This window comes from Synechococcus sp. CCAP 1479/9, from assembly GCF_019038535.1.
Classification (GTDB): domain Bacteria; phylum Cyanobacteriota; class Cyanobacteriia; order PCC-6307; family Cyanobiaceae; genus Cyanobium.
In genome coordinates this window covers 198,835-223,063 of sequence record NZ_JAFKRK010000021.1, presented here as the reverse complement: position 1 = coordinate 223,063, position 24,229 = coordinate 198,835, and the positions used below count along the sequence as shown (strand labels likewise).

The 24,229-nt window shown below is 68.6% G+C and carries 26 protein-coding genes and 2 tRNA genes; 16 read left to right on the top strand and 12 right to left on the bottom strand.

Annotated features, from left to right (window positions below):
* Positions 1-240 precede the first annotated feature (240 nt).
* Positions 241-480 carry a hypothetical protein gene (locus KUG38_RS17265; RefSeq protein WP_286195818.1) on the top strand — a complete coding sequence of 80 codons (240 nt, stop codon included), beginning with the start codon at positions 241-243 and terminating at the stop codon, positions 478-480.
* Here the strand turns inward: KUG38_RS17265 and coaBC are convergent.
* Together coaBC and isiD are read right to left on the bottom strand one after the other, a co-directional pair.
* Positions 446-1,804, bottom strand: a complete 1,359-nt coding sequence (gene coaBC / locus KUG38_RS08670) for a bifunctional phosphopantothenoylcysteine decarboxylase/phosphopantothenate--cysteine ligase CoaBC (RefSeq protein ID WP_286195794.1) — start codon at positions 1,802-1,804, stop codon at positions 446-448. The genes KUG38_RS17265 and coaBC overlap by 35 nt on opposite strands.
* The gene (isiD, locus tag KUG38_RS08660) at positions 1,794-2,012 is read right to left on the bottom strand and encodes a protein IsiD (RefSeq protein ID WP_190611442.1); all 219 of its coding nucleotides are present in this window, start codon (positions 2,010-2,012) and stop codon (positions 1,794-1,796) included. The genes coaBC and isiD overlap by 11 nt, the downstream gene beginning before the upstream one ends.
* A 46-nt stretch (positions 2,013-2,058) precedes the next feature.
* Between isiD and KUG38_RS08655 the strand changes: the two genes are divergently transcribed.
* The 4 genes from KUG38_RS08655 to KUG38_RS08640 all read left to right on the top strand — a co-directional run bounded on the left by KUG38_RS08655 (position 2,059) and on the right by KUG38_RS08640 (position 3,283).
* Positions 2,059-2,131: transfer RNA gene (locus KUG38_RS08655), tRNA-Ala, on the top strand.
* A gap of 91 nt (positions 2,132-2,222) precedes the next feature.
* Positions 2,223-2,384: a PCP reductase family protein gene (locus KUG38_RS08650; RefSeq protein WP_094585821.1), complete on the top strand. Its 162-nt coding sequence runs from the start codon at positions 2,223-2,225 to the stop codon at positions 2,382-2,384.
* A gap of 44 nt (positions 2,385-2,428) precedes the next feature.
* Positions 2,429-2,626, top strand: coding sequence for a DUF8635 family protein (locus tag KUG38_RS08645; protein ID WP_015109473.1), 198 nt, complete (start codon positions 2,429-2,431; stop codon positions 2,624-2,626).
* Between the two features lie 318 nt (positions 2,627-2,944).
* Positions 2,945-3,283 carry a DUF565 domain-containing protein gene (locus KUG38_RS08640; RefSeq protein WP_286195793.1) on the top strand — a complete coding sequence of 113 codons (339 nt, stop codon included), beginning with the start codon at positions 2,945-2,947 and terminating at the stop codon, positions 3,281-3,283.
* A gap of 4 nt (positions 3,284-3,287) precedes the next feature.
* On the opposite strand, the gene KUG38_RS08635 is transcribed toward KUG38_RS08640, so the two are convergent.
* Entirely contained in the window at positions 3,288-4,298 is a 1,011-nt protein-coding gene (locus tag KUG38_RS08635) for an aspartate carbamoyltransferase catalytic subunit (protein ID WP_106220770.1), read from the bottom strand.
* Positions 4,295-4,987, bottom strand: a complete 693-nt coding sequence (locus KUG38_RS08630) for a DNA-3-methyladenine glycosylase (protein ID WP_216920668.1) — start codon at positions 4,985-4,987, stop codon at positions 4,295-4,297. Before KUG38_RS08630 ends, KUG38_RS08635 begins: the two co-directional genes overlap by 4 nt.
* Before the next feature lie 90 nt (positions 4,988-5,077).
* Between KUG38_RS08630 and KUG38_RS08625 the strand changes: the two genes are divergently transcribed.
* Positions 5,078-5,797, top strand: a complete 720-nt coding sequence (locus tag KUG38_RS08625) for a hypothetical protein (protein WP_216920666.1) — start codon at positions 5,078-5,080, stop codon at positions 5,795-5,797.
* A gap of 65 nt (positions 5,798-5,862) precedes the next feature.
* Positions 5,863-6,000: a DUF8629 family protein gene (locus tag KUG38_RS08620; protein ID WP_015109478.1), complete on the top strand. Its 138-nt coding sequence runs from the start codon at positions 5,863-5,865 to the stop codon at positions 5,998-6,000.
* A gap of 36 nt (positions 6,001-6,036) precedes the next feature.
* Here KUG38_RS08620 and KUG38_RS08615 read toward each other — a convergent pair whose 3' ends face one another.
* Complete coding sequence (locus KUG38_RS08615) at positions 6,037-6,333, bottom strand: DUF6679 family protein (RefSeq protein ID WP_190611435.1); 297 nt, start codon at positions 6,331-6,333, stop codon at positions 6,037-6,039.
* Positions 6,334-6,403: 70 nt separating this feature from the next.
* Between KUG38_RS08615 and KUG38_RS08610 the strand changes: the two genes are divergently transcribed.
* Both KUG38_RS08610 and gatC read left to right on the top strand, forming a co-directional pair.
* Positions 6,404-7,222, top strand: coding sequence for a creatininase family protein (locus tag KUG38_RS08610; protein ID WP_216920664.1), 819 nt, complete (start codon positions 6,404-6,406; stop codon positions 7,220-7,222).
* Positions 7,223-7,270: 48 nt separating this feature from the next.
* Entirely contained in the window at positions 7,271-7,564 is a 294-nt protein-coding gene (gene gatC, locus KUG38_RS08605; RefSeq protein ID WP_094585826.1) for an Asp-tRNA(Asn)/Glu-tRNA(Gln) amidotransferase subunit GatC, read from the top strand.
* On the opposite strand, the gene crtR is transcribed toward gatC, so the two are convergent.
* The 3 genes from crtR to KUG38_RS08590 form a co-directional block, all read right to left on the bottom strand.
* Positions 7,561-8,580, bottom strand: a complete 1,020-nt coding sequence (crtR, locus tag KUG38_RS08600; protein ID WP_216920662.1) for a beta-carotene hydroxylase — start codon at positions 8,578-8,580, stop codon at positions 7,561-7,563. The two genes, gatC and crtR, sit on opposite strands and share 4 nt — an antisense overlap.
* An 85-nt stretch (positions 8,581-8,665) precedes the next feature.
* Positions 8,666-10,234, bottom strand: a complete 1,569-nt coding sequence (locus KUG38_RS08595) for an alpha/beta hydrolase family protein (protein WP_216920659.1) — start codon at positions 10,232-10,234, stop codon at positions 8,666-8,668.
* A gap of 159 nt (positions 10,235-10,393) precedes the next feature.
* A tRNA-Leu gene (locus KUG38_RS08590) sits at positions 10,394-10,475 on the bottom strand.
* Positions 10,476-10,570: 95 nt separating this feature from the next.
* Here KUG38_RS08590 and KUG38_RS08585 point away from each other — a divergent pair.
* Both KUG38_RS08585 and ileS read left to right on the top strand, forming a co-directional pair.
* On the top strand, positions 10,571-11,248 hold the full coding sequence (locus KUG38_RS08585) for a Ycf66 family protein (RefSeq protein WP_216920657.1): 678 nt from the start codon (positions 10,571-10,573) through the stop codon (positions 11,246-11,248).
* 25 nt (positions 11,249-11,273) lie between these two features.
* Positions 11,274-14,201: an isoleucine--tRNA ligase gene (gene ileS / locus KUG38_RS08580; protein WP_216920655.1), complete on the top strand. Its 2,928-nt coding sequence runs from the start codon at positions 11,274-11,276 to the stop codon at positions 14,199-14,201.
* Positions 14,202-14,246: 45 nt separating this feature from the next.
* Here the strand turns inward: ileS and KUG38_RS08575 are convergent, their stop codons facing one another.
* Positions 14,247-16,043 (bottom strand): glycosyltransferase family 2 protein, encoded by a 1,797-nt coding sequence (locus tag KUG38_RS08575; RefSeq protein WP_216920652.1) that lies wholly within the window; start codon positions 16,041-16,043, stop codon positions 14,247-14,249.
* Between the two features lie 98 nt (positions 16,044-16,141).
* Between KUG38_RS08575 and KUG38_RS08570 the strand changes: the two genes are divergently transcribed.
* On the top strand, positions 16,142-16,981 hold the full coding sequence (locus KUG38_RS08570) for a glycosyltransferase family 25 protein (protein ID WP_216920650.1): 840 nt from the start codon (positions 16,142-16,144) through the stop codon (positions 16,979-16,981).
* Here KUG38_RS08570 and KUG38_RS08565 read toward each other — a convergent pair.
* On the bottom strand, positions 16,951-17,673 hold the full coding sequence (locus tag KUG38_RS08565) for a hypothetical protein (RefSeq protein ID WP_216920648.1): 723 nt from the start codon (positions 17,671-17,673) through the stop codon (positions 16,951-16,953). The two genes, KUG38_RS08570 and KUG38_RS08565, sit on opposite strands and share 31 nt — an antisense overlap.
* Before the next feature lie 123 nt (positions 17,674-17,796).
* Between KUG38_RS08565 and KUG38_RS08560 the strand changes: the two genes are divergently transcribed.
* On the top strand, positions 17,797-19,764 hold the full coding sequence (locus tag KUG38_RS08560) for an ABC transporter ATP-binding protein/permease (protein WP_216920646.1): 1,968 nt from the start codon (positions 17,797-17,799) through the stop codon (positions 19,762-19,764).
* Positions 19,765-19,784: 20 nt separating this feature from the next.
* Here the strand turns inward: KUG38_RS08560 and KUG38_RS08555 are convergent, their stop codons facing one another.
* On the bottom strand, positions 19,785-20,276 hold the full coding sequence (locus KUG38_RS08555; RefSeq protein WP_216920644.1) for a nuclear transport factor 2 family protein: 492 nt from the start codon (positions 20,274-20,276) through the stop codon (positions 19,785-19,787).
* Positions 20,277-20,298: 22 nt separating this feature from the next.
* Entirely contained in the window at positions 20,299-20,667 is a 369-nt protein-coding gene (locus tag KUG38_RS08550; RefSeq protein ID WP_216920642.1) for a hypothetical protein, read from the bottom strand.
* Positions 20,668-21,014: 347 nt separating this feature from the next.
* Here KUG38_RS08550 and KUG38_RS08545 point away from each other — a divergent pair, with 347 nt between their 5' ends.
* The 3 genes from KUG38_RS08545 to KUG38_RS08535 are packed head-to-tail and all read left to right on the top strand — an operon-like array spanning position 21,015 to position 24,149.
* Complete coding sequence (locus tag KUG38_RS08545; RefSeq protein ID WP_216920640.1) at positions 21,015-22,190, top strand: glycosyltransferase family 4 protein; 1,176 nt, start codon at positions 21,015-21,017, stop codon at positions 22,188-22,190.
* Between the two features lie 4 nt (positions 22,191-22,194).
* Positions 22,195-22,974, top strand: a complete 780-nt coding sequence (locus KUG38_RS08540) for an alpha/beta fold hydrolase (RefSeq protein ID WP_216920638.1) — start codon at positions 22,195-22,197, stop codon at positions 22,972-22,974.
* Entirely contained in the window at positions 22,971-24,149 is a 1,179-nt protein-coding gene (locus tag KUG38_RS08535) for an LLM class flavin-dependent oxidoreductase (RefSeq protein ID WP_216920636.1), read from the top strand. Before KUG38_RS08540 ends, KUG38_RS08535 begins: the two co-directional genes overlap by 4 nt.
* Positions 24,150-24,229: the final 80 nt, after the last annotated feature.

The following is a 24,229-nucleotide window of genomic DNA, read 5'->3' as shown; positions in this document are numbered from 1 at the left end:
CTGGCCGGGATCCTACCGGTGCAAAACGCCCATTCCAGGTGGCTTGCGTGGGCTCTCAACAACCTGTATGAGAGGGAGATGTCCCTGAGCCGCACCCACCCGATCGACGACTCCACGCCCTTCGCGCCGCCGTCTCCGGGACCCGCCGCGACGGCTCCGGCCCCTCCGACGTCCGCCCCCGCGACCGAGCCAGCCTTCGACCCAGCCGCCGACCCCGAACTCCAGCGGGCCCTCGACACCCTGCTGAGGATCGCCGAGCAGCGCGCCGACCAGCCCGAGGCCCTTCTGGATCTGCTGCGCCGCATCGAGCACCTGCACCGCACCATCCAGGACGGCCCCTTCCGCAGCAGCCTCCCCAGCGACCGCAACGGCCTGTTCACCCTGCTCTCCGAGATGGAAGGCAGCGGCGGCTGGCCCTACATCCCCCGGCTGCAGCTGCGCACGTTCATGGATCTGCTGGCGCCCGATCCAGAGCCCTGAGCGCCGCCGCTGCCGCGAGCGCCGAGAGCAGCCGGTGGGCCAGGGCCAGCTTGCCGGTGGGACCCACCTGGCTTTCCCGCTCGCCTGGACCGAGCAACCAGCCTTCGTTGCCGACCGCCCCGAATCCAGCTCCGTCCCGGTCGATGGGGTTGGCGAACAGCAGATCGCAGCCCTTGCGGGCGAACTTGGCCCGGGCCTCCTGGAGCACCTCACCGCTCTGGGCGGCGAACCCCAGGATCGCCTGGGCCGGAGGCCGGCGCCGCACCAGGGCCGCCAGCAGGTCGGGCACCGGCTCCCAGCCAGCGGTGAGGGAGGCCTCCAGCGCCTCCTTGGGAAGCTTGTGGCCCTCCGGGCTGCGGCGGCGGTGGTCGGCCACGGCGGCGGCCATGGCGATGGCATCGGCACCGTCCTGAAGCCGCAGCAGCGCCGCTTCCATCGCAGCCGCGGTGACGACGGGGTGGCAGTGGAGGCCCTCCAGCCAGGCCGGATCGACCGCCAGCGGGCCATGCACCAGATCGACCGTGGCGCCGCGCAGGCGGGCGGCCTGGGCCAGCAGCACGCCCATGCGTCCGGTGCTGGGGTTGGTGAGGCAGCGGGCCGGGTCGAGGGCCTCCCGGGTGGGACCGGCACTCACCAGCAGGCGGCGTCCCCGCCAGTCGCGGCGGCAGCCGGCCACCAGCACCGACTCCAGCGCCAGCAGCAGCAGCTCCGGGTCGGCCATGCGCCCATCACCCACCCGGTCGCAGGCCAGCAGGCCGCTGCCGGGATCCAGGGGCAGCACCCCCTCCCAGCCCTGCAGCTCCCGCCAGTTGCGGCGCACCGGCGGGGCGGCCCACATGGCGCTGTTCATGGCCGGGGCGGCCACCACGGGGGCCTCGCAGGCGATCAGGGTGCTGGCCAGCAGGGTGTCGGCCATCCCGTGCACCCAGCGGGCCAGGCTGGTGGCGCTGAGGGGGGCCAACAGCACCACCTCGGCCCACTCGGCCAGGGCGATGTGCAGGGGCCTGGATTCCTGATGGCTCCACTGGTCAGCCTCGATGTGGCAGGGGGCGCGGCTGAGGCTGGCCAGGGCCACCGCGCTCACCAGCCGCTCGGCGCCGGGGCTGAGCACGCAGCGCACCAGGGCCCCGCGCTGCACCAGGGCGCTGACGAGCTGGGGCAGCTTGACGGCGGCGATGCTGCCGCTGATCAGCACCAGCACCCGCCGACCGGCGAGGGGGTCGGCGGGGCCGGCGGGGCCGGCGGGGTCGTGGGTGCCGGCGGGGCCATCGGGGCCAGCCGTCAGATCCTCCCGACGCTCCCCGGCGTCCGCCTCACTCCTCATCGAAGGGTTCCTGATCCACCAGATGGACATAGGGCCGGATCAGGTCCGGGCGGTGGATCGCCAGGGCCCGCAGCAGGTGCCAGTCGGCCAGGCCCGCGAACGGCGTGGGGTAGTCGTCCTCCTCGAGACGCCGGGCGAGCTCGGCAATGGAGGCGTCGTCGAAGGCCGCGAGCTGCTCGGGGGTGATGGACAGGCTGGAATCAACCAAGGGGGCGACCGGGAAGGGGGACGGGATGGTGATAATGGCGATCGAAGGGGAATTAGCTCAGCTGGTAGAGCGCTGCGATCGCACCGCAGAGGTCAGGGGTTCGAGTCCCCTATTCTCCATCCACCATTCTCCCCGCCCGGGCCTGCCGACGTCCTGCGGGGTGTCCCAGCGGCCCCCGGCCCAGCACCGACCCGTCCCGATCCCCTGCCGATGAACTGGAGCAGCGACGCGGAAACCAGCCTGAAGGAGATCCCGTTCGTGGTGCGGCCGATCATCCGGCGGCGGATCGAATCCCTGGCCCGCGAGGCCGGCCTGGAGGGTGTGGATCTCGCCTTCTACCAGCAGGCCAAGGAGCGTTTCGGGCGGAAGTGAATCGGCGATGGGGTAAAAGAGGGGGTTGATCAGGGGCCCGCTCAATGTCGCAGTCCAAGCGCGAACAGGTTGTCAGTCATCTGCGCTACATCCGTCAGGAGCTGCGGGAGATGCACCAGGGAGTCATGGAGGACGGCCTGCTGCCGGAGGCCGGTGAGGTGCGGGGTGTGATGGCCCAGATGGAGGCCCTGCTGGAACTGCTGGAAGGCAAGGGCTCACGCAAGAAGGACGGGGACGGCTGAATCGGGACGTCTGAGAACGACCACGCCACCCGTCAAGCCCCCGCAGGGACGCTCCGGTCAGCGGCTGCCCCCCCTTGCCCGACCCGCTGGAGATTGGTTTGCTGGTGTCGTCCCCATCACCCCGCCCGGGCCTCGGCCTCGGGCTTTTTTATTGGCATCCCCTATCGGTGGGGGGAAAATGCTGTCAAGACGCCAGAGATGGTGTAGACAAGAGATCGCAGGGATTGGGCCGGGTGATGGGGATCACCGCCAGCGGCTTTCCACCCTCGGGTGCTGAGCCCCCTGCTCCCCTTTCCACCCAGCGGCAGGTTCGCACCGTTGCCTCCCCGCTTCCAGCAGACCCGATTCCAGCAACGGATCACCCAGTCCGGCAACCTGCTTGAGGCCTGGGCGCAGAACCCTTGGCGCCGCCTTTCGCTGCTGCTGATCGTGCTGCTGGGCGGGTTCGTGATCGGCGGCAGCGTCGGCTCGATCACCGGCGCCCTGTCCCTGTTCGATCCCCTCGGCGCCCTGGTGTGCGTGCTGGCCATCGAGGTGGCGGCCCGGCTGCGGCGCAGGCTGCTGGCCCAGCCGCTGAAGCTGCGGCTCCAGGTGCTGGACATGGCACGCATGGGCCTGCTCTACGGCCTGCTGCTGGATGGCTTCAAGCTGCTCTGAGGGCTCAGACGGCGGCCAGCAGATAAAGCAGGGCCATCCGGATCGGAATGCCGTTGCGGACCTGCTCCTCCACCAGGCTGCGGCCGGGATCGTCGAGCAGCTCGCCGGCGATCTCCACCCCCCGGTTCACCGGGCCGGGGTGCAGCACCGGCACGGCGTCGCCGCAGAGGGCCAGGCGCCGGTGGCTGAGCCCGTACTGGCGGTGGTAGGTGTCCAGGCTGGTGAGCAGGTGCTGCTGCATCCGCTCCTTCTGCAGGCGCAGGGTCATGACGGCGTCGGCCCCGGGCAGGGCCTCCTCCAGGCGCCGCTCGACCCGCACCCGGCCCCGGGCGGCCACCGGATCGGCCCCCTGGCCCGGCGGCGGGGCCAGAACGAAGTCGGCGAAGCAATCGGGCAGCAGGGTGGCCGGCCCGCAGAGCACCACGTCGGCGCCGCAGGCGGTGAGGGCCCAGAGGTTGGAGCGGGCCACCCGGGAATGGAGCACGTCGCCGACGATGACGATGCGGCGGCCCCGCAGGCTGGCGGGGGAGGGGGCCTCGGGTTCGAAGTGGCGCGCCAGGGTGAACAGGTCGAGCAGGCCCTGGCTGGGGTGGCTGTGCAGGCCATCACCGGCGCTGAGCACCGACACGCGCTCGCCGCAGCGGTCGAGGTCGCGGGCCAGGCTGTGGGGCACACCGGCGCAGCGGTGACGCACCACCAGGATGTTGGCCCCCATCGCCACGTAGGTGCGGGCGGTGTCGAGCAGGCTCTCCCCCTTGCTGAGGGAGCTCGACGACGGCGAGAAGCTCTGCACCTCCGCCGAGAGCCGTTTGGCGGCCAGCTCGAAGCTGCTGCGCGTCCGGGTGCTGGGCTCGAAGAAGAGGCTGGTCATCAGCCGGCCCTGGAGGGCGGGCAAGCGGCGCGCCCCGGCCACCGGCAGGGCCCGGAAGCGCTGGGCCAGTTCGAGAACGGTGGCGAAGTCGTCGACCGAGAAGGACGCCAGGTCCAGCACGTGGCGGTGACTCCAGCCGCTCAAGGCGTTCTGCTCCCGTCGAACGACCCAACCGTAGAGGCCAGCAGGTCGGCGAGCCCATCGTGTCGGGGCCTGCGATCACCGCGGGCCCGCCGGCTGACGCTGCGGCTGGCGCGCAGGTACCAGCGCCAGGGCAGTTCCTGCCCCTGGGAGACGCCGATGCGCTGGGTCTGCAGCAACGGCGCTTCCCCCTGCAGCCCCGGCCCGTCCAGCAGCGCCGCCAGCCCGGGCGGCCGCGGGGCCAGCCACAGACCCGAGGCCGGCGTGGCGATCAGGCCGTCCTGACGGCGGTCGATGGCGAAGCAGCGGGCCAGCAGCCCGGGGCCGGCCGCATCCCGCTCCGGGGCCCCCGGCAGGGCCGCCGCCCGCAGCAGCACCCCGCTGGCCCAGTCAGACCGGCCGGTGACCACGTTGACGCAGTGGTGCACGCCGTAGGTCAGGTACACGTAGAAGCGGCCGGGCTCGCCGAAGAGGGTGTCGTTGCTGGCCGAGCGGCGGCGGTGGCCGTGGCAGGCCGGCTCGCTCTGGCAGTAGGCCTCGGTTTCGACAATCACGCCCCAGAGCAGGGCGCCCGACGCCTGGCGCCGCACCAGCAGACAGCCGATCAGCTCCGGGGCCACCACCTCGGCGGGACGGGCGAAGAAGGACGGGGGGAGGGCGGGGACGGGAGAGTCGCTCCGGCTGATCACCATTCTCATTTTTGCAACCGTGTCCGTTGGTACGGCAGGGGCCGGGACGGACGGCTTAACCAGGTCTTAACCGAGGGATAACGTTGGGCGGCCATGGCGAAGCGCTACTCCACTCTCGATCGGCTGCGTTTCACCCGGACAGGCCTGAAGTCTCGCCTCGACTATCTGAAGTCCAGGTACATCTTTGTGCACGTCCCCAGGTGCGGAGGCACCTATGCCTCCACCCTGATTCACGGCAGGCCCCTCGGCCATCTCTATGCCGACTTCATCCGACGCCAGCTTCTGGGCGCTGCCGACTATGCCGCCCGGACATCCGTCGCCTTTGTTCGCTGCCCTGTCGAGCGGCTGATTTCGGCCTACTGCTTCTCCCTCCGTGGCGGCACCGAGCTGGTGTCCCAGTTCCCGCTGCACAGGCCACCCCGCTGGGCCCTGAAGGATTTTCGGACCTTCTGTGAGGACTGGCTGTTTCAGCAGAGTCCGCATCGGATTGATTTCATCTTCAGGCCCCAGAGCTGGTGGTTGCACGACGAATCCGGTCACCTGATCGTTGATGAGGTCAGTCACCTGAGCCGCCTGGATTCATGGCTTCAGGAGAAGGGTTTCGTCACGGAAGTCAGCCCGGTGAACGTCAACGCCTCGGAGCGGGGTCTGGCGGATGAAGCGCGCAGGGCCCTGTGTCCGTCCCTGATCGCTTCGATCCGCGATCTCTACGCCCAGGATGTCGCGCTGCTCAGCGGCCACCTGTCCTGCACCCCCGCCGACCCGGCCACGGTGCGGGGAAGCGGACGACAGCGCTCCCCTGTGCACCGTTGACGCGTCTGCGGGCCACACTGACAGCAGCGGTGAACAGCCCTTCGCCCGCCGATCCACACCCCTCCATGGAAACCGCCAGCTTCAACCTCGGCACCGTCCTTCTGGCCGTCAGCGGCCTGTTCGTGCTGACCACCCTGTTCTTCGGCACCAAGGGCGGCTACTACGACACCGACGACTACGACGGCAACGGCACCGCCCACTGAGGCACGCAAACCGGCCGCCAGCCATCAAGCCAGGGATCAGGAACTCCCCAGCCGCTCCGCCTCGGGGCAGTCGCCGGTGGTGGGCAGGTCGTCGGCATCGGCGGAGAGGCTCACCGAGGCCAGCCGGGTGCTGACGGCTCCGATCGAGGCCAGCCGGACACTCTCCTCCCAGCTGTGGCGCTCGTCGCCGTCTTCCTCGTCGAAGCGGAGGGTGACCAGATCGCCCTCGATCTCCACCACCAGGGCCCTCTCGATCCAGCGCTGCTGGTCCAGCAGGTAGACCCAGACCGGTCGCTGCTCCAGGCGAAATCGGTCGAGCTTGCGATGCAGCATCGTGACGCCGCGGATAGGGTCGATCCTAGGCAGCACGGCGCCTGCCGCCATGTTCACCATGACCCGATCGATGCCCAGCACCGCCCCAGCCCCCAGCACGGTTCCTGGCCCCGTCGCCAGCACCGAGGCGATCCGGCTGCAGCTGCGCAGCTGGCCCGAGGTGGAGGACTACCTGACCCGCTGCCGGGGGGTGATCGTGCCGCTGGGGTCCACCGAGCAGCACGGGCCCACCGGCGCCATCGGCACCGACGCCCTCACCGCCGAGGCCGTGGCCCTGGAGGTGGGTCGCCGCACCGGGGTGCTGGTGACACCCGCCCAGGCCTTCGGCATGGCCGAGCACCATCTGGGCTTCGCCGGCACCATCAGCCTGCAGCCCTCCACCCTGCTGGCCGTGCTCCATGACGTGGTGCTCTCGCTGGCGCGTCACGGCTTCGAGCGCATCTACGTGATCAACGGCCACGGCGGCAACATCGCCACGGCCCGGGCCGCCTTCGCCCAGGCCTATGGCACGGCCGCGGCCCGGGGGCTGCCGGGGGCCGAGCGGCTGCGCTGCCGTCTGGCCAACTGGTTCACCGCCGGCCCGGTGATGCGCGAGGCCCGCGATCGCTATGGCGACCGGGAGGGGCACCACGCCACCCCCAGCGAGATCGCCCTCACCCTGCATCTGGAGCCCAGCCTCAACGCCAAGCAGCGGCCCCTGCCGGAGGCGGCCCCCGCCGGGCCGATCCACGGCCCCGAGGACTTCCGCCGCCGCCATCCCGACGGTCGCATGGGCTCCGACCCCTTCCTGGCCACGGCCGACCATGGCGCCCGCTTCCTGGAGCTGGCGGCGGCGGCCCTGGCCGACGACCTGGCCGATTTCCTGGGGCCGGAAGGGGAAGCCAGCTGAGGCGGCGACGGCCGCGGCTAGGTTCGGACGACGACGACGAGCGCGACGATGGAGCGGATCACGGCCGAGGATGTGCGCAAGGTGGCCCAGCTGGCCCGCCTGGCCCTGCCCGAGGAGCGGATCGCCACCTACACCGTTCAGCTGGAGCGGATCCTCGACTACGTCGCCCACCTCGAGCAGGTGGACACCGAAGGCGTACCCCCCACCACCCGGGCGGTGGAGGTGGTCAACGTGACCCGGCCCGACGCGGTGGACCCCACCCCGGTGCGGGAGGAGCTGCTCTCCCTGGCGCCCCAGCGGGAGGGGGATTTCTTCCGCGTGCCCAAGATCCTGGGCGACTAGCGCACCGGCGAGACGGCGGTGCGGTGCAACAGCTCAAGCACCCGCCGGCGGGCATGGCGGGTGGGCATCAGCCTGACGATCGGCCGAAGCCGGCTGCGACGCTTCTTGTGGGAGCGCACCCCCAGGAAGATGTCGTAGAGGAAGTTGAGGCTGTCGGTACGGGTTTCGAACAATCCAAGCCGCTGCGGTGAACCTTTGGCATCGAGAATCGGCTTGGTGGCGTGATACGCCGGCTGGTATTCGAACCAGGGGATCGACGGCCAGAGATGGTGAATCAGGTGATAGTTCTGGCCCATGATCAGCCAGTTCATCAGCCTGCTGGGATAGACGCGGGCGTTGTGCCAGCGGTTGCGGGACTGGAAGGGCCGGTGGGGCAGGTAGTCGAAGAACAGACCGAGGGTGACCCCCACCATCAGGGCCGGGGCGAACCAGCAGTTGAAGACGAATGGCAGGAAGTTGTGCTGGGCGGCCGCCACCACGATCAGCACGAAGATGGTGCGGGCCAGGACCCACTCGAACAGCTCGTTATGGCGCCAGAGGCGATGGCGGAAGAAGAAAACTTCGTGATAGAAGAACCGCGGCGCGATCAGCCACAGGGGCCCGAAGGTGCTGACGATGTGGTCGGGATCGAGCTTGGGATCGTTGACGTGGGCGTGGTGCTGCAGATGCACCCGGGTGAACACCGGGAAGCTGAAGCCCAGCAGCAGGGCGGCGCCATGGCCCATCACCGCATTCCAGATGCGGTTGGGATGGGCGGCGTTGTGGCAGGCGTCATGGATGACGGTGCCCTCCAGGTGCAGGGCCAGGAAGCCCAGGGCCAGCAGGGGCGGCAGGGGCCAGCCGCCCACGAACCAGCCCCAGATCGTCAGGCCCGCCAGGCCGTAGCCCGCCAGGAACAAGCCCACCGTGGGGTTCCAGGCGGCGGGGGGATCCAGGTACTCCCGGGGGACGCTGAGCCGAGGCACGGGCGTGGTGGAAGCCACGGGGGCGGACGTGGGTGCCAGCGTGTCTGTCATGGCCTGGGCCAGGTCCGGATCCCCAAGGGAGGACCCAGATTACGGAACCCGCACCGGCGGCGCGACGGGGGCCGGGCCGGAGCCGTCACGGCTGGTTGGGTCCGATCGGCAGGGCGAAGCCGATCGGCAGGGTGGGCAGGTTGGCGGTGACATCCACCAGGGGGAACTCCGTGTCGCCCCAGCCATCGGGGGGCAGCAACGACGGGGCGCTCGGCCCGGGGGCCGCGGCGGCTCCGGCGGCAAAGGCGCCGTCGGTCCAGGCCAGCAGCAGCCCCCGCAGGGCACCGCCCCCCTGCTCATAGGAGGAGCGCAGGTTGAAGTGATCGCCGTCCCTGGCCAGCACCAGCCGGTGGCCGCCGCCGGCGTTGCGCGCCTCCAGCGCCATGGGCGTGAGCGCCTCAGGGCCCGAGGGCACCACCCAGTCGCGGCTGCCGCTCACCAGCAGCACCCGGGCGCCCATGGCCCGGGCCGAGCCCTGGTCGAAGAGCAGCGACATCGGCGGGCTGACCGCCACCACAGCCTTCACCCGGGGGTCGGCCAGGCCGGCCTGGTCAGCGGAGGTGAGGAAACTGCACTGCAGCACCCAGCTGATGTTGCGGGCCGGATTGGTGACGTCCTTGCAGAAGCGGTTGAGCAGGCCCGCACTGGGTCGGGCCCCGGCCAGCTGCAACACCGTGGTGGCGCCATAGGACTGGCCCATCGCCACGACGCTGTCGGTGCGCAGGCCGGCGGGCAACGCCAGGCTGCCCGCCGCGGCCGCATCGATCACCGCGCTCATGTCCATGGGCCGCAGCTTCAGGTCCTCCGGCTTGGGGGGCGGCGTCTCGCCGGAGAGCATGGCCTGCTGCTGCGATTTGTCGCTGCCCGGGTGGCGGGGGAGCAGCACCGTGTAGCCATGGCTGGCCAGGTGCCGGCCCCAGCCCTCGAAGCTCTCCGGGTCGTCCCAGAGCCCATGGGAGATCAGCACCAGGCGGCCGTTGGCTCCGGTTTCCGGCTGGATCGTGACCACCTGCAGGGGCTTGGGGCGGTGCTTGACGGGGATCGCCAACTCCTGGCGCTTCACCGCCCGTGGCCCCGTCTGGCTGAGGGCCGGGTTGATGACGGCAGGGGACTGGGACGTCACCAGGGACTGGCCCAGGCGTTGCTGGTTGGTGATCCGATCGATGCCGAAGATCACCCGCTGCAAGTCGACGGACGCGCTCTTGCCGGGCATGGCTTCGAGCACCTCCAGCAGGTTGAGGCTGCCCTTCGCCTGGCTGGTGGCCAGGGTGGCCGCCAGCTGCGTGGTGTCCATCGGCTGGCGAACCCCCTCCACCAGCACCACCGACGAGAGCAGCAGCAGCACCTGGTTGACCAGGGGTGAGCCCACCGACTGCTCGGCAATGGCCTTCACCGGCAGGGGGAGGGGGGCCTGGAAGGCCTGCACCAGCTTGCGGCCGATCGCCCCATCCATGGCCCGGTCAAGCTCGGCGAGGTCACTGTCGCCGGAGAGGAGGCTGCGCTGGTCGCGCAGCTCGCTGAGCCGGATCGTGAACGGCGTCTCGAGCAACGGCAGGCTGAGCTGGATCTGCTCCAGCGCCTGGGCAGGGGCCCCCGCCATCAGTGACCCCGCGCCCAGGAGCAGCGCCGTGAGCTGGCGGAGAGGGCTCTTCATGCTTCGGTTCCTGATGGTGGGCAGCGTAGGTGTGCCGGCCAGGGGCCACCTCGGGCCTGTTCTGGGTCCCGGGGCACACCCTGGTCCCGGGGCACAGCCTGGTCCCGGGGCACAGCCTGGTCCCGGGGCACAGCCTGGTCCCGGGGCGCACGGGGGAGATGCCCACCGGGGGACTTGAACCCCCACGACCTGAGCCACTGGAACCTAAATCCAGCGCGTCTACCAATTCCGCCAGGTGGGCGCCTGCTGGACTCTAGTCAGGTCGGCCGGCGCCATCCGGCCGGATCGGCCCCCCGGTCGTGAGCGACCAGAATGGGCCCAGACGTTGCCCAGGCCATGCTTGCCACCCTCGGAGGCCTCCTGGCCCTGCTGCTGGGGCTGCTGCTGCTGCTGCTGCCCCTGCTGGCCTCCGAACTGAGCCGGGCGAGGGATTCGGTCTGGGGGGCGGTGGTGCTGCTGCTGGGCCTGGTGCTTGTGACCAGCGCCGAGCGGCTCACGGGCGCGCCGATGCTGGCGGTGCTCTGCGGCGGCCTGCTGATCGGCCGGCTCGGGGTGGAGGTGGGCCAGGCCCGCTGGCGCCTGCTCACGGACGAGGAGCGCCAGCGGCTGTGGTCGTTGGAGCGCTGGCAGACCAGCCTCAGCCAGCTCGGTGCCTCCCTGGCGCGGCTGCTGCAGCTGGCCGGCGGCATGGCCAGCGGCCTGGGGTCCTGGCTGGCGGAACGGCGCGCCACCCGCCCCGCCAGCACCAAGAAGTGGGTGCGGCCCGAAGCGGACAACCCGGAGGTGCCCCCAGCTGGAGATCCCGCCACGGCGGCGGCGGCGGCCGCGGCGGCGGTGGTGGCCGAAGCCGCCGAGCTGGAGCCTGCACCGGACACGGAGCCTCAGCCCGACGGCGGCCCGCTCGTGGTGGACGGCTTCGAGGCGATCGACGCCCTGCTGGAGCAGGCCTTGCCGGAAGCCCCGTCCGAGCCGGTGACGCCACACCCGGAGGAGGGTCTCGGCGAGGCGGGATAATCCAGCCTTCTCGCGCCCCGGCGACGTGACGGCAAGCCCGGCGTCCTACAAGGACACGCTCAACCTGCTGCAGACGCCCTTCGCGATGCGGGCCAACGCCCGGGTGCGGGAACCGGAACTGCAGGCCTTCTGGAAGGAGCACGATCTCTACGGACGGCTGAGCCGCGGCAACCCGGGCGCCCCCTTCACCCTCCACGACGGCCCGCCCTACGCCAACGGCGCCCTGCACGTGGGCCATGCCCTCAACAAGATCCTCAAGGACATCATCAACAAGCACGCCCTGCTGCAGGGGCGGCGGGCCCGCTTCGTGCCGGGCTGGGACTGCCACGGCCTGCCGATCGAGCTGAAGGTGCTGCAGGGCCTGGGCAGCGAGGAGCGGCGACAGCTCACCCCCATCGACCTGCGGCGCCGGGCCCACGCCTATGCCCTCGAGCAGGTGGAGGCCCAGAGAAGCGGCTTCCGGCGCTGGGGCATCTGGGCCGACTGGGACGAGCCCTACCTGACCCTGCAGAAGTCCTACGAGGCGGCCCAGATCGGCGTCTTCGGAAAGATGGTGCTGGCCGGCCACATCTACCGGGGCCTCAAGCCGGTGCACTGGAGCCCCAGCTCCCGCACCGCCCTGGCGGAGGCCGAGCTGGAGTACCCCGACGGCCACACCTCCCCCAGCGTCTACGTGGCCTTCCCGGTGGTGGAGCTGCCGGAACCGGTGGCCGGGCTGCTGGCGGCTGCCGGCATCGCCGGGCCCACCGATGCGGCCCACCGGGAGCAGCTGTTCGTGGCCATCTGGACCACCACCCCCTGGACCCTGCCGGCCAACCTGGCGGTGTCGGTGAATGGCCAGCTCGACTACGCCATCTGCCGCGACGGCACCACCAACGGCGGCACCCCCCGCTATCTGGTGGTGGCCGCCCAGCTGGTGGAGCAGCTGCGCACCAGCCTGAATCGCCCGCTCGAACCGCTGCTGACCCTCAAGGGGGCCCAGCTGGAGGGGATCCAGTACCGCCATCCGTTGCTGGATCGCACCAGCCCGGTGGTGATCGGCGGCGACTACATCACCACCGAAACCGGCACCGGCCTGGTGCACACGGCCCCGGGCCACGGGGTCGACGACTTCCATACCGGCAACAAGTACGGCCTGCCGGTGCTCTGCCCGGTGGACGAGGCCGGCACCCTCACCGCCGAGGCGGGCCCCTTCGCCGGGCTCAACGTGCTCAAGGACGCCAACCCGGCCATCATCACCGCCCTGCGGGACGCCGGGCTGCTGCTGGCCGAGCAGCGCTACGAGCACCGCTATCCCTACGACTGGCGCACCAAGAAACCGACCATCTTCCGGGCCACCGAACAGTGGTTCGCCTCCGTCGACGGCTTCCGGGCCCAGGCCCTGGAGGCGATCGCGGCGGTGGAGTGGCTGCCCGCCAGCGGCCGCAACCGCATCGAAGCGATGGTGCGGGACCGGGGCGACTGGTGCATCTCCCGCCAGCGCTCCTGGGGGGTGCCGATCCCGGTCTTCTATCACCGCGAGACGGGCGAGGTGCTGCTCAACGCCGACACCCTGGCCCACGCCGAGGCGCTGATCGCCGAGCACGGCGCCGATGTCTGGTGGGAGCGGGACGAGGCGGGTCTGCTGCCGCCCGCCTGGGCCGGCCAGGCCGACCAGTGGCGCAAGGGCACCGACACGATGGATGTCTGGTTCGACTCGGGCTCCTCCTGGGCCGCCGTGCTGGAGGGCCGCGGGCTCGGCCGTCCCGCCGATCTTTATCTGGAGGGCTCCGACCAGCACCGCGGCTGGTTCCAGAGCAGCCTGCTGACCTCGGTGGCGGTGAACGGGACGGCCCCCTACCGCCGGGTGCTCACCCACGGCTTCACCCTCGATGAGAAGGGCCGCAAGATGAGCAAGTCCCTCGGCAACGTCGTCGACCCCATCGTTCTGGTGGAGGGCGGCAAGAACGAGAAGCAGGAGCCGCCCTACGGCGCCGACGTGCTGCGGCTGTGGGTGAGCTCGGTGGATTACTCCGCCGACGTCCCCCTGGGTCCGGGCATCCTCAAGCAGCTGGCGGACGTGTACCGAAAGGTGCGCAACACGGCCCGCTATCTGCTGGGCAACCTGCACGATTTCGTGCCGGCGGAGCATGCCGTGCCGATCAAGGATCTCCCCCTGCTGGATCGCTGGATGCTGCAGCGCACCGCCAGCCTGATCGAGGAGGTGAGCGCCGATTTCGAGCGCTTCGAGTTCTACCGCTTCTTCCAGGCCCTGCAGAACTTCTGCGTGGTGGACCTGTCCAACGTCTATCTGGACATCGCCAAGGATCGCCTCTATGTGAGTGCGGCCAGCGATTTCCGGCGCCGCAGCTGCCAGACCGTGCTGCACCTGGTGGTGGAGCGGCTGGCGGGGCTGATCGCCCCAGTGCTCTGCCACATGGCCGAGGACATCTGGCAGAACCTGCCCTACCCGGTGGCCGAGGCCTCGGTGTTCGAGCGGGGCTGGCCCACGGTGCCGGAGAGCTGGGCGGCGTCGGAGCTGGCGGCGCCGATGCAGCGGATCCTGGAGCTGCGCGCCCAGGTGAACCGGGTGCTGGAGGGCTGCCGGGGCCGGGGGGAACTGGGCGCCTCCCTCGAGGCCCAGGTGCAGCTGGAGCTGGTGGAGGCTGGGCCTGAGGCGGGCCCCCTGCGGGAGGCCCTGGCCCTGGTGGAGGCCAGCCCCCATCGGGAGGTCGACAACCTGGCCGAATGGCTGCTGGTGTCGGCCCTGCGGGTCGGCGGGCCTGCGCCGACGGAACCCCTTCTGGCGGAAACCGAGGAGGAGGGGGTGCGGGTGCGGATCGCGCGGGCGGCGGGCCACAAGTGCGAGCGCTGCTGGCACCACGAGAGCGACATCGGCCAGCACCCGGACCATCCCACCCTGTGCGGACGCTGCGTGGGCGTGCTCGAACGTCAGGGGGCGGGGGCCGCCTGATCCGGCGCGATTCAGCCTGATCCCGCCAGATCCGAAAGGTCCGGGTCAGACCAGCCCGAAGGGACTGAGGGCCTTTTTGGCCGCGATCTTCAGTGGCAGCGGAATGCCCCGTCTGGGGAGCTTCCGCACGACCCGGGCCGCCAGCCGGCGGGACCGGGTGGCCAGCGAATGGGATTCCAGCAGGGGGGAGGGGGAGCGCTGGCGCAGCAGCTCGACCAGCCAGGCCTCCGCCGCCGGATCCTGCGAGCCGGGCGCGAGGGCGGCCTCCGCCAGGCGGATGCGTTCGGCGAACTCCGCCACCATGGCCCGGTAGCCGCAGGCCTCGGCGACGGGCCCGTAGGAGGCATGAACCCGGGCGAAGTGCTTGAGCGACTTGCGCTCCAGCAGCGCGGCGTGGTCGAGCAGATCCTCGATGTCGTTGGCGATCCGCACGACGAAGGCCTGGGCGCTGACGATCGGCATCTCCTCGATCACCGGCGGGGGACCCTGGCGATGGGCGGGGCCTGCGGCACTGGCGGCCGCATAGGTGTGGACGATCGCCTCCACCTTGCGGCCCACCAGTTCGCGCAGCAGGGCCCGGTTCCGCTCGGTGGGGGCCAGATGCCGGCCGGAGCTGGTGTTGGGCATGTAGGCGGCATGCAGCAGGGAGGCCTTGACGAGATCGAAGGGGGCGCCGTGCACCACCAGGACGCTGGCCACCCGGACGACATGCTCCTGGAAAGTCTTTTTCGAGCCCCGGAAGGAACCGCCGTGCAGCTCGGCTGCGACATCAAACGCTCGGTTCAGCTCAGCGATCTCCTTGCGGGACTGGCCCTGCGCCAGGCATTGCCGCACCAGCAGAGGGAACGAGTGGACATAGGGATAGGCGTGGTTGTCCACGGCCTCGGCCGCCGCCACCGCAGGCACCTGGGTGCGGGGGTGCACCAGCTCCATGCTGCCGATCTGGCGGTTGAGGAAGGAGGTCATGCTCTGGAGGGAGCGCAGCTTCCATTTGCTGGACATATAGGCCACGTCCCGGGCGGCCTGCTCATGGCTCCAGCGACGGCGGAAGGGCTCGATGTCGCAGAGCCAGTAGGGGGATTGGGCGTTGGCGTACACATAGCTGACCACGGACTTCGGCTCGAAGACGACCCGGTAGTTCGCCTGTCTGGCCACCATGGCGATGTCGATGTGCTCGTTCGCCTGGAGGTAGGCCTCATCGAGGGGGCCGACCTCCTGCAGCATCTTCATGCTGAGCAGCATGCAATGAAACTCGCCGAAATCGGAGTCACCCCCCTGCAGGGAGGCCGCGACTCGAGAGGCGGGCGCATTGGCAAACAGATGCTCTTCGTTGTACTCGATCTCGCCGTTGCGCTCCGAAAGATGGTTCTTGCCGCCGGCCATGTGGATGCGGTCCTCCGACAACTCACCCATCAGGTAAAGGGGGAAGACGATGCCCGCTCCGGTGCGCTCCGCCGTGGCCACCAGGGTCTCGATCCAGCCCTTGGTGACGAGCACATCATTGTCGATGAAACAGACATACTTCGTCTCGACCGCCAGCAGCGCCTGGTTGCGCTGCTGGTTGGGGGTGCCGGCACCCGCCGTGAACAGCGTCAGCTCGCCACGGCCCTGGGCCGCTTCGAGCTCCCGACGCACCGAGGGTGGGGACTGGCTGTCGTGGTAGTGCAGGGCGAACGGGTAATCCCGGTGCTCCAGGATTGAACGCAACGCCCGGGAGGCAAAGCTGTGCCGCTCGCGGAACACCACGACGACCGTGACCAGGGGGAGCACCGGGGAGCCGGCCGGGCCGGCCTGGCCGACGTCGCCGTCGTGTACGTCAGTGCGGCGTACGGGGGCGTTCATCCCATGCCAATCAGATCCGGATGGCGATGATAACATTATTCTCCATGAGGCATGCCCGCACGCCCCATGGAGGGCCTGCTTCCACGCCGCGTTGATGCATGGCCAAACTCTCCTGGCAGGACTTACTCAACGGACCTGCCTTTGTGGTCAATCTTGATCGCCGGCCGGAACGGTGGGAGCACAGCCGCAGGCAACTGGAATGGGCAGGATTCACGGACACTCATCGCTGGTCGGCCTTTGATGGTGCGACGGGAAACGTCAGGCAGGAGCTGAAACGTTTCGGCATCGATCAACTGGCGAATCGCGAGCAATTTCTCAGCCAGTCTGGCGCCCAGGGCTGCGCCGTTTCGCATCTGACGCTGCTCCAGCACATCATCGACCAGGGGTATCCACGGGCCTGCATCTTCGAGGACGACATCCGCTTCTCCCGGTCGTGGCACCAGCTGGCACCGGCGTTCCTGAGCAGAACGCCCCGCCACCTCGATCTTCTGTTTCTGGGCTCCCAGATTCAGTACGACGCCCTGCCCCGCCTGCATCCAGCCCGGCGGTTGAATCGCTCCCGAACACTCACACGACTGAGCCAGAGCGCCTGGCCCTGGCCCTCCCGTCGGCTGGGCGATGTGGTGCAGGGGCCGCTCTATTGCATGCACGCCTTCAGTATCACCCGGAAGGGCTGCCAGGAGTTACTGAAGTTCCTGACCACCCAGAGCGTCGGTTTCTACATCCCGGATTGCATGATTCACGACGCCATGGCCGGGCGCACCCATGTCTCGGGCTTCCCGCTGCGCTGGTATGCCTGGAACGGCAATCGCATCCCCTCGCTTGTGGAGGAACGGGGCACAAATCCCCACTGGATCAAGCGGAACTGCGGCCTGGTGTATCAGGAGGAAAGCTTCGGCACGGACATTCAACCGCGCCCGGAGGTGTCCCCGGCCTGAGGCGTTGACGGCAGAACACCCTGGGCGGGTGGGGTCGTGTCCTTCATGGGGGGAACCAGACGGGCCCCGAGGCTGAAGGCCCCCGCCAGCAGACCGGCCAGGGCGATGGCCACGCTCCACAGCTGGACCGGCCGCAGGGCACCGACCAGCTCGAGCATGGAGAGTTCCGCCGGGTTCAGCCCCCGCAGCGGTGGCGGCGGCTCCGAGGCCAGCACCTTCTCCTTCCAGTCGGCGAGCACGCCATTGAATTCGTTGGAGCCCAGCGCCGTCTCGGCCAGGGGGAGGGTCTGCACGTACCAGTCGTAACCCGGCTCCAGCAATCCCTCCGCCTTCAGTCCGTCTTCGACGATGACCAGCAGGGGCAGGTGCTTGGTGTAGGCCATCGCCGCTTCGATGTGATTCCACGGTGTCGGCAGCCTTGTTTCCGCCAGAGTCACCTGACGCGGACCGCCGCGCTTATCGAGACCGGAGGGGAAGTAGGAGCGCTCCAGGGCAATCACGACGATGCCGGAACACTTCTCCATCAGCTCGGTGATGGCCTTCAGCGGTGCATCGGCGCTGAAGGTGTTGCGGCCGACGGTTTTGGGGATCAGGGATTCACTGCGCAGGCGATCCTCGATCGATCGCACGAAGGATTCCTGCTCCGCCGTGGCGGTGGCACCCACACTCACGAAGACGAGTTTCTCCTCCATCGCGCGCCACAACGCTCTGATCGGAGCCCAACGATGCCCCCTCCGGCGAGGCCGCGCCAACGCCGGCAACATGGGGACCTTCGACCTGGTGAGCTCGGTGTTCCACCGGCACCTGGGGCCCTGATGGCCCCCTCCCTGAACGCGGGCTTCGCCCACCTGCCGGGCGCCTTCCGCTCCCTCGCCGCCGACGTGCTGCTGCCTCCCTCCCCGGAGGGAGGTCCGGAGGGTGCCAGTGGTCGCCGGCCACTGCTGCGGGGCGCCGCCCTGCTGGCGGCCTCGGCGGCCCTGGCCCTGGGGGCGGCGGTGCTGCTGACCGGCAGCGCCTGCCAGCTGCTCGCCGCGCTGCTAGGTCCGGCCCGGCTGGATCAGGCCTTCCCCTACCTGCGCGAGGCCCTGGACCGCTACGACACCCAGCACCAGGGCACGCTGGCCCTGGCGGTGGCCGGGGTGGCGTTGGTGGCCTGGCTGGCGCTGGTGCGGGGGCTGGCGGCGGGGCTGCGCCGCCGCTGGCTGGCCCTGACGCTGCTGCTGGCCCTGCTGGTGCTGGCCACGGCGGTGGACGTGGCGTTCACCGAGGGCAACGGCGCCGTGATGGAGGCCCTCAACGTGCGCAGTGCCCCCCGCTTCTGGGGCACGGCCGCCGGCCTGATCGGGATCTACCTGGTCACCCTGCCGGTGCAGTTCCTCAACACCTACGGGCAGCAGCGCTTCTCCCTCGCCTGGCGGGATCGCACCACCAACGTGCTGTCGGAGGCCTACCTGGCGAACCACGCCTACCTGCGGCTGGAGGCCAGCGGCGCGATCGACAACCCGGACCAGCGCATCGCCGACGACGTAGAGCGGGCGGTGGTGAGTTCCACCAGCCTGTTTTTCGGGTTCTGCGCTTCGCTGCTGGCGCTGGCGGCCTACGTGCTGGTGCTGTTCGGCATCAGCAGCACCCTGGTGCTCACCCTGGTGATCGCCACCGTGGCGGGCAACGCGGTGATCCTGCGGCTGGTCCGGCGGCTCGCCTCGCTCACCTTCCGCCAGCAGGCGCTGGAGGCCGATTTCCGCTTCGCCCTCATGCACCTGCGCCGCCATGCCGAGAGCATCGCCTTCCTGCGGGGGGAGCCCTGGGAACGCACCGGCCTGGGGCGCCGCTTCGGCCGGGTGCTGGTGAACCTGGAGCGGGTGATCCGCTGGCGAGCCTTCGTGGGCCAGGGCAGTGGGCTCTATGGCTTTCTGATGCAGTTCGTGCCCTACCTGGTGCTCTCCGGGGCCTACTTCAGCGGCCGGGTGTCCCTGGGCCAGCTGACGGTGGGCAGCATCGCCTTCGGCCAGGTGCAGGCGGCGCTGTCGTTCCTGGTGGATCGGGCCGACGACTTCTCGGGCCTGTTCGCCAGCCTGCACCGCATCGGCGAACTGCGCGACGCCACCGGCGCCCGGCCCGCCGGCACCCCGGCCACCCCCGTGGGCCCGGCCCTGCGGCTGCAGCGGCTCAGCGTGGCCAACCCGGGCGGCGACGGGCTGCTGGTGCGGGAGCTGGATCTGGAGCTGGGCGCCGGCGAGCGGCTGCTGATCAGCGGGCCGAGCGGCTGCGGCAAGACATCGCTGCTGCGGGTGCTCTGCGGCCTGGTGCCCCCCGCCGGCGGACGGATGGCGGCCCCGTCAGAGACCGAATGGATGGTGCTGCCCCAGAAGCCCTACCTGGCCCTCGGCAGCCTGCGCGACCAGCTGCTCTACCCCCTGCCGCCCGGGGCGGGAGCCGTGGGGGAGGAGGGGCTGCGGCGGGCCCTGATCCAGGCGCGCCTGGAGCCGCTGCTGGGCCGCTACCCGGATCTGGAGGTCGAAACCGACTGGGAGCAGGTGCTCTCCGGCGGCGAGCAGCAGCGACTGGGCTTCGCCAGGTTGCTGCTGCGGCGGCCGGCCTTCGTGATGCTCGATGAAGCCACCAGCGCCCTGGATCTGGCCACCGAAGAGCACCTCTACGGGCTCCTACGCCAGGCCCGGATGGCCGTGATCAGCGTGGGGCACCGGCCCAGCCTGACGGCCTTCCACGACCGGGTGCTGCGGCTCGACGGGAAGGGCGGCTGGCGCCTGGAGCCCTGCTGAAGGCGAGGCACCGGGGAGGCTCAGAGGCCCAGATCGGACAGGCCCGGGTGATCGTCGGGGCGGCGACCCAGGGGCCAGTGGTATTTCCGCTCGCTCTCCTTGATCGGCAGGTCGTTGATGCTGGCGATGCGGGTGTGCATGAAGCCCTGGGCATCGAACTCCCAGTTTTCGTTGCCGTAGGCACGGAACCACTGGCCGGAATCGTCGTGCCATTCGTAGGCGAAACGCACGGCGATGCGGTTGCCATGGAAGGCCCAGAGTTCCTTGATCAGGCGGTAGTCGAGTTCCTTGGCCCATTTACGGGTCAGAAACTGCTGGATGGCCTCACGGCCGCTGACGAACTCAGCCCGGTTGCGCCAGACGCTGTCCGGGCTGTAGGCCAGCGCCACCCGTTCCGGATCACGGCCGTTCCAGGCATCCTCGGCCAGGCGCACTTTCTTCGCCGCGGATTCGGCATCGAAGGGGGGAAAGGGGGGCCTGGGGGATTCCGAAGCGGTCACTGGAGCAGCCATTGCACAGCGTGGACAGGCTAATTCAGAAGGGAATCGTGTAGGTGTTCCCCCGCTCACTGCGCACCAGGAGGGACGAGGAGGTCTGCCGATAGGCGGCCAGGGTGGTGCGGCCATTGCTGGGCTCGGTGATCAGCAACTTGCCGCATTCCTCCTGATCGCGCTGGCCGCAGGTCCAGGGTTCGCCCACCTTCTCCATCTCGATCTGCTTGCCGTCGGAGCGGAAGGTGACCGTGAACGAGGTGGAGCCACCCGCGACCAGGCAGGCTTCGGAGCGGCCGTTGAAGCTGCAGCTCTGCCAGGCGGCCTGGGCGTGGGCTGCCGGGATGGCCGGGAGAGCCAGGGCGGCTCCGGCGGCAGCCAAAGCGCACAGGGCCGCCAAAGGAGATCGCATGGGCGGGGTGCCGAACTCCAGGACTGTACGAGGATCAACATCCTCAGCCACGACGGTCCTGCACTGTTCGCAAGCAGAGGAATCGAATCTCAAGTCACGGCCACCCTGCGCACAATGATCGGGGCTGGATTGGACACACCGATGGCGAAGTTCATGGCGAGCTCCGTGGCATTCGGTTACAGAGTTTCAGCGGGGTTGGCTGATTCCCGCCTCCCCAACTAGCTTAAGGCAGCTTGCATCAGCGTCTTCACGTCCTCCTTCCTCGTGCAGCCTGGGATCGATGGCAGAAGCCCATCCACCATCCGCTGGGCGACATTCAGACCCAACGGAACCCCTGGCTTGCGAGCATGAATCTCCTCTTCATCCTGTGTGACAACCCATTCAGGGCCTCCTGCGGCATGGGGAGCTCTGTCAAGGAAATCATTGAAGGCCTGGCCAACGCCGACCAATCCATCAGGATCCAGGTGCTGGATTTGCGATCGAACGACGGCCATCAGACGATCACCGATCAAATCGAGGTATTTTCCTGCGGATACAGGGATTGCCTGGGCAGTGACTTCATTGTCCAGACCCTGATGAATGCCCCCATACAGATCATCTATGCCATCAAGAACCTGAACAGGCCCGATATCATCCACCTGCAGGACTGGACATCCATACCGGTGGGCAACGCCTTGGCCAGCTACTGGGGAGGCCACATCAAGACGGTCTACACGACCCAATTGAGCTACACCCTGTTGCGGGAGGATCTGGCGAAGGAATCGATGGCTGCTCCGCCTGTCGACAAGGCGATTGTGGCGGAGATTGAACGATTGGAGCGGAAAAGCATTCAATCGTCGGACAGGGCCATCTTCCTGAACCGGAGCGATCAGGCAAGACTCGATGGGCCGCAGCAATCACAGGTGATCCCCCACGGCATCCATCTGGAGGACGTTGCGTCGATTCCACACGAAGACAAGAAGCTTCCAGGGGATCATCCTGTCAAGCTCCTGTATTTCGGGCGCATCGATACGATGAAGAATGTCGGGCGGCTGCTCGATGTCCGATTGCCCAGCGGCGTCGACCTGATCGTGATGGGAGGAGAAGCCGGCTCGAATCCGGACTTGTATCAACGACTGGAGAACCTGGCACACCAGCGCGATAACGTGCACCGGATTCCTTTCACCGCAGGGGATGAGAAGTTCCATATCATCCGAGCGGCCGACGCCGTGATCTTCCCCAGCATCCATGAGCCCTTCGGCCTGGTTGGACTCGAGGCTTTGGCCTGCGGCACACCCCTGATTGCTTCCTTTGCCGGAGGCATGAAGGACTACCTCGATGAGACCTGCGCGATCCGCACCGACGGACTGAGCGCCGAGGCCATCGAGAACGCCATCCACACCTTCATGGCCATGTCGGAATCCGCCAAAGAGGCCATGATCCAGAACGGATTGGACGTCTGCAGGCGTTTTTCCTGGAAGGATCCCGTCGAACGGCACCACCGGCTCTATCGGGACCTGGCCCATGACGGCATCCCCGCGTAGGCCCATGATCACGGAACACACCATCGACCTGCGAGGCTGCAACGTCTTTGTTCAGCGTGGCGGCCAAGGTGAACCGCTCCTGCTGCTGCATGGCATGGATGGGCGAGCCTCGTGGGACAGCGTGCTGTCCAGGCTCACGGAGCACCACGATGTGATCCTGCCCGACCATCCCGGCTTCGGCGCATCGGGCTCCGGGGAATGGATCGACAACATGGCGGATCTCGCCCTGTTTACCCTCGATTTACTTGATGCCCTGCAGGTCGAGACCTGCCACCTGGCCGGCCACTGCCTGGGCGGCTGGCTGGCGGCGGAGATGGCCGTGATGCAGCCGCAACGGATCAGGAGCCTGAGCCTGTGTTCCGCAGCCGGCATCCGCATCGACGGCTGCCCGATGGGAGATGCCTTTCTGTGGAACCCGGAAGAAACGATCGGCCAGCTGATCGTTGATCCGCAGGCCAGGGAAACCCAGCGGGCGAAGCAATCGAGCGAGCGTGATATCGAGCTGATGCTGAAAGCCAGGCAGATGTCGGCGCGGCTGGCCTGGCATCCTCGCTTTCACAATCCCCATCTACGCAAATGGTTGCATCGGCTGACGATGCCAACCATGATTCAATGGGGTGAGTGCGACAGGCTTTTCCCCGTGGCCTATGCCCACGGTTACCACGCCATGATCCCCCACGCCCAGCTCCATCTCTACAGGGACTGCGGCCATTTCCCGATGCTGGAAGCCACCGATCGCTACCTCGAGCATCTGGACGCATTCACTGCCAAGGCCTCCGCATGAAGTTCTATTCCTTTCATTTGATGCCCTATGGGGCCCTCGACCTGGATTACGTTGAAAAGCATGTCTCGGCGAGCCTGGTGCTCCCCAACAGCTATTACGATCCCAGGGTCGGGCATGAGCTCTATAACCGCTATCTCGATGAGCTCGAACTGGCCGATGCGCTCGGGTTTGATGGCGTGTGCGTCAACGAGCATCACCAGTCGGCCTATGGCCTGATGCCCGCTCCGGCGGTGATGGCGGGCGCGCTCTCGAGAAGCGTCAAGCGAGGCAAGATCTGCATCCTGGGGCGCGCGTTGCCCCTGCTGTCCAATCCCCTCACCGTGGCGGAAGAATACGCCATGATCGATAACATCACCGGGGGGCGCTTCATTGCCGGTTTCGTCAGAGGCATTGGCGTGGAGTATCACGCCACCGGCGTCAATCCCACCTATTCCCTGGAGCGTTTCCATGAAGCGCACGATCTGATCATCCGGGCCTGGACCGAAGAGGGTCCGTTTCCGTTTGAAGGCAAGCATTACAGCTACAACTATGTGAATCTGTGGCCGCGTCCGTTTCAACAGCCCCATCCGGATGTCTGGATCCCCTCCGGCGGCAGCCTGGAAACGATTCGCTGGGCGTCCGATCCCAAGCGGAAGTATGTCTACCTGAATGTCTATAGCAACATCGATGTGGCCTGCGGGCTCATGGATACCTACAGAAACTGCGCCGAGGCGTACGGCTATACCGCGAGTTCCGAACAGCTGGGCATGGCCCTGCCCATCTATGTGGCGGAAACCGATGCCATCGCCCGCAGAGAGGCCAAGCCCCATATCGAGGCGTTCTTCAACAAGTTTCTGCGCATGACCAATGAGATGTTGCTGCCACCGGGCTACACATCGGTGTCCTCCCTCAAAACGCTGATGATCACCAGCCGCGAAACGCTGATGGCCAACCATTCCCTGGAGGCCGTCGACAAGCTCGGCATGTTCCTGGTGGGGTCACCCGAGACGGTCCGTGGGCGGCTGGCGGAGTTCGAGCAACGGCTGGGGATCGGCCATCTCTGCGCCATCATGCAATTCGGCAGCCTGCCCCATGCGCAGACGAAACGCAATCTGGAGCTGTTCGCCGAAGAGGTGATGCCCCATTTCAGGGCCAAAGTGCCGGCAGGCAGCACCACATCGGCGCAGCGGCCGTAGATGGCGACCCGCCAGACGGCGGCAGGGCACCCACGGCGCGCCTGTCACGGCGGGCTGCCTACCATCGCCCCTTTGCCGCC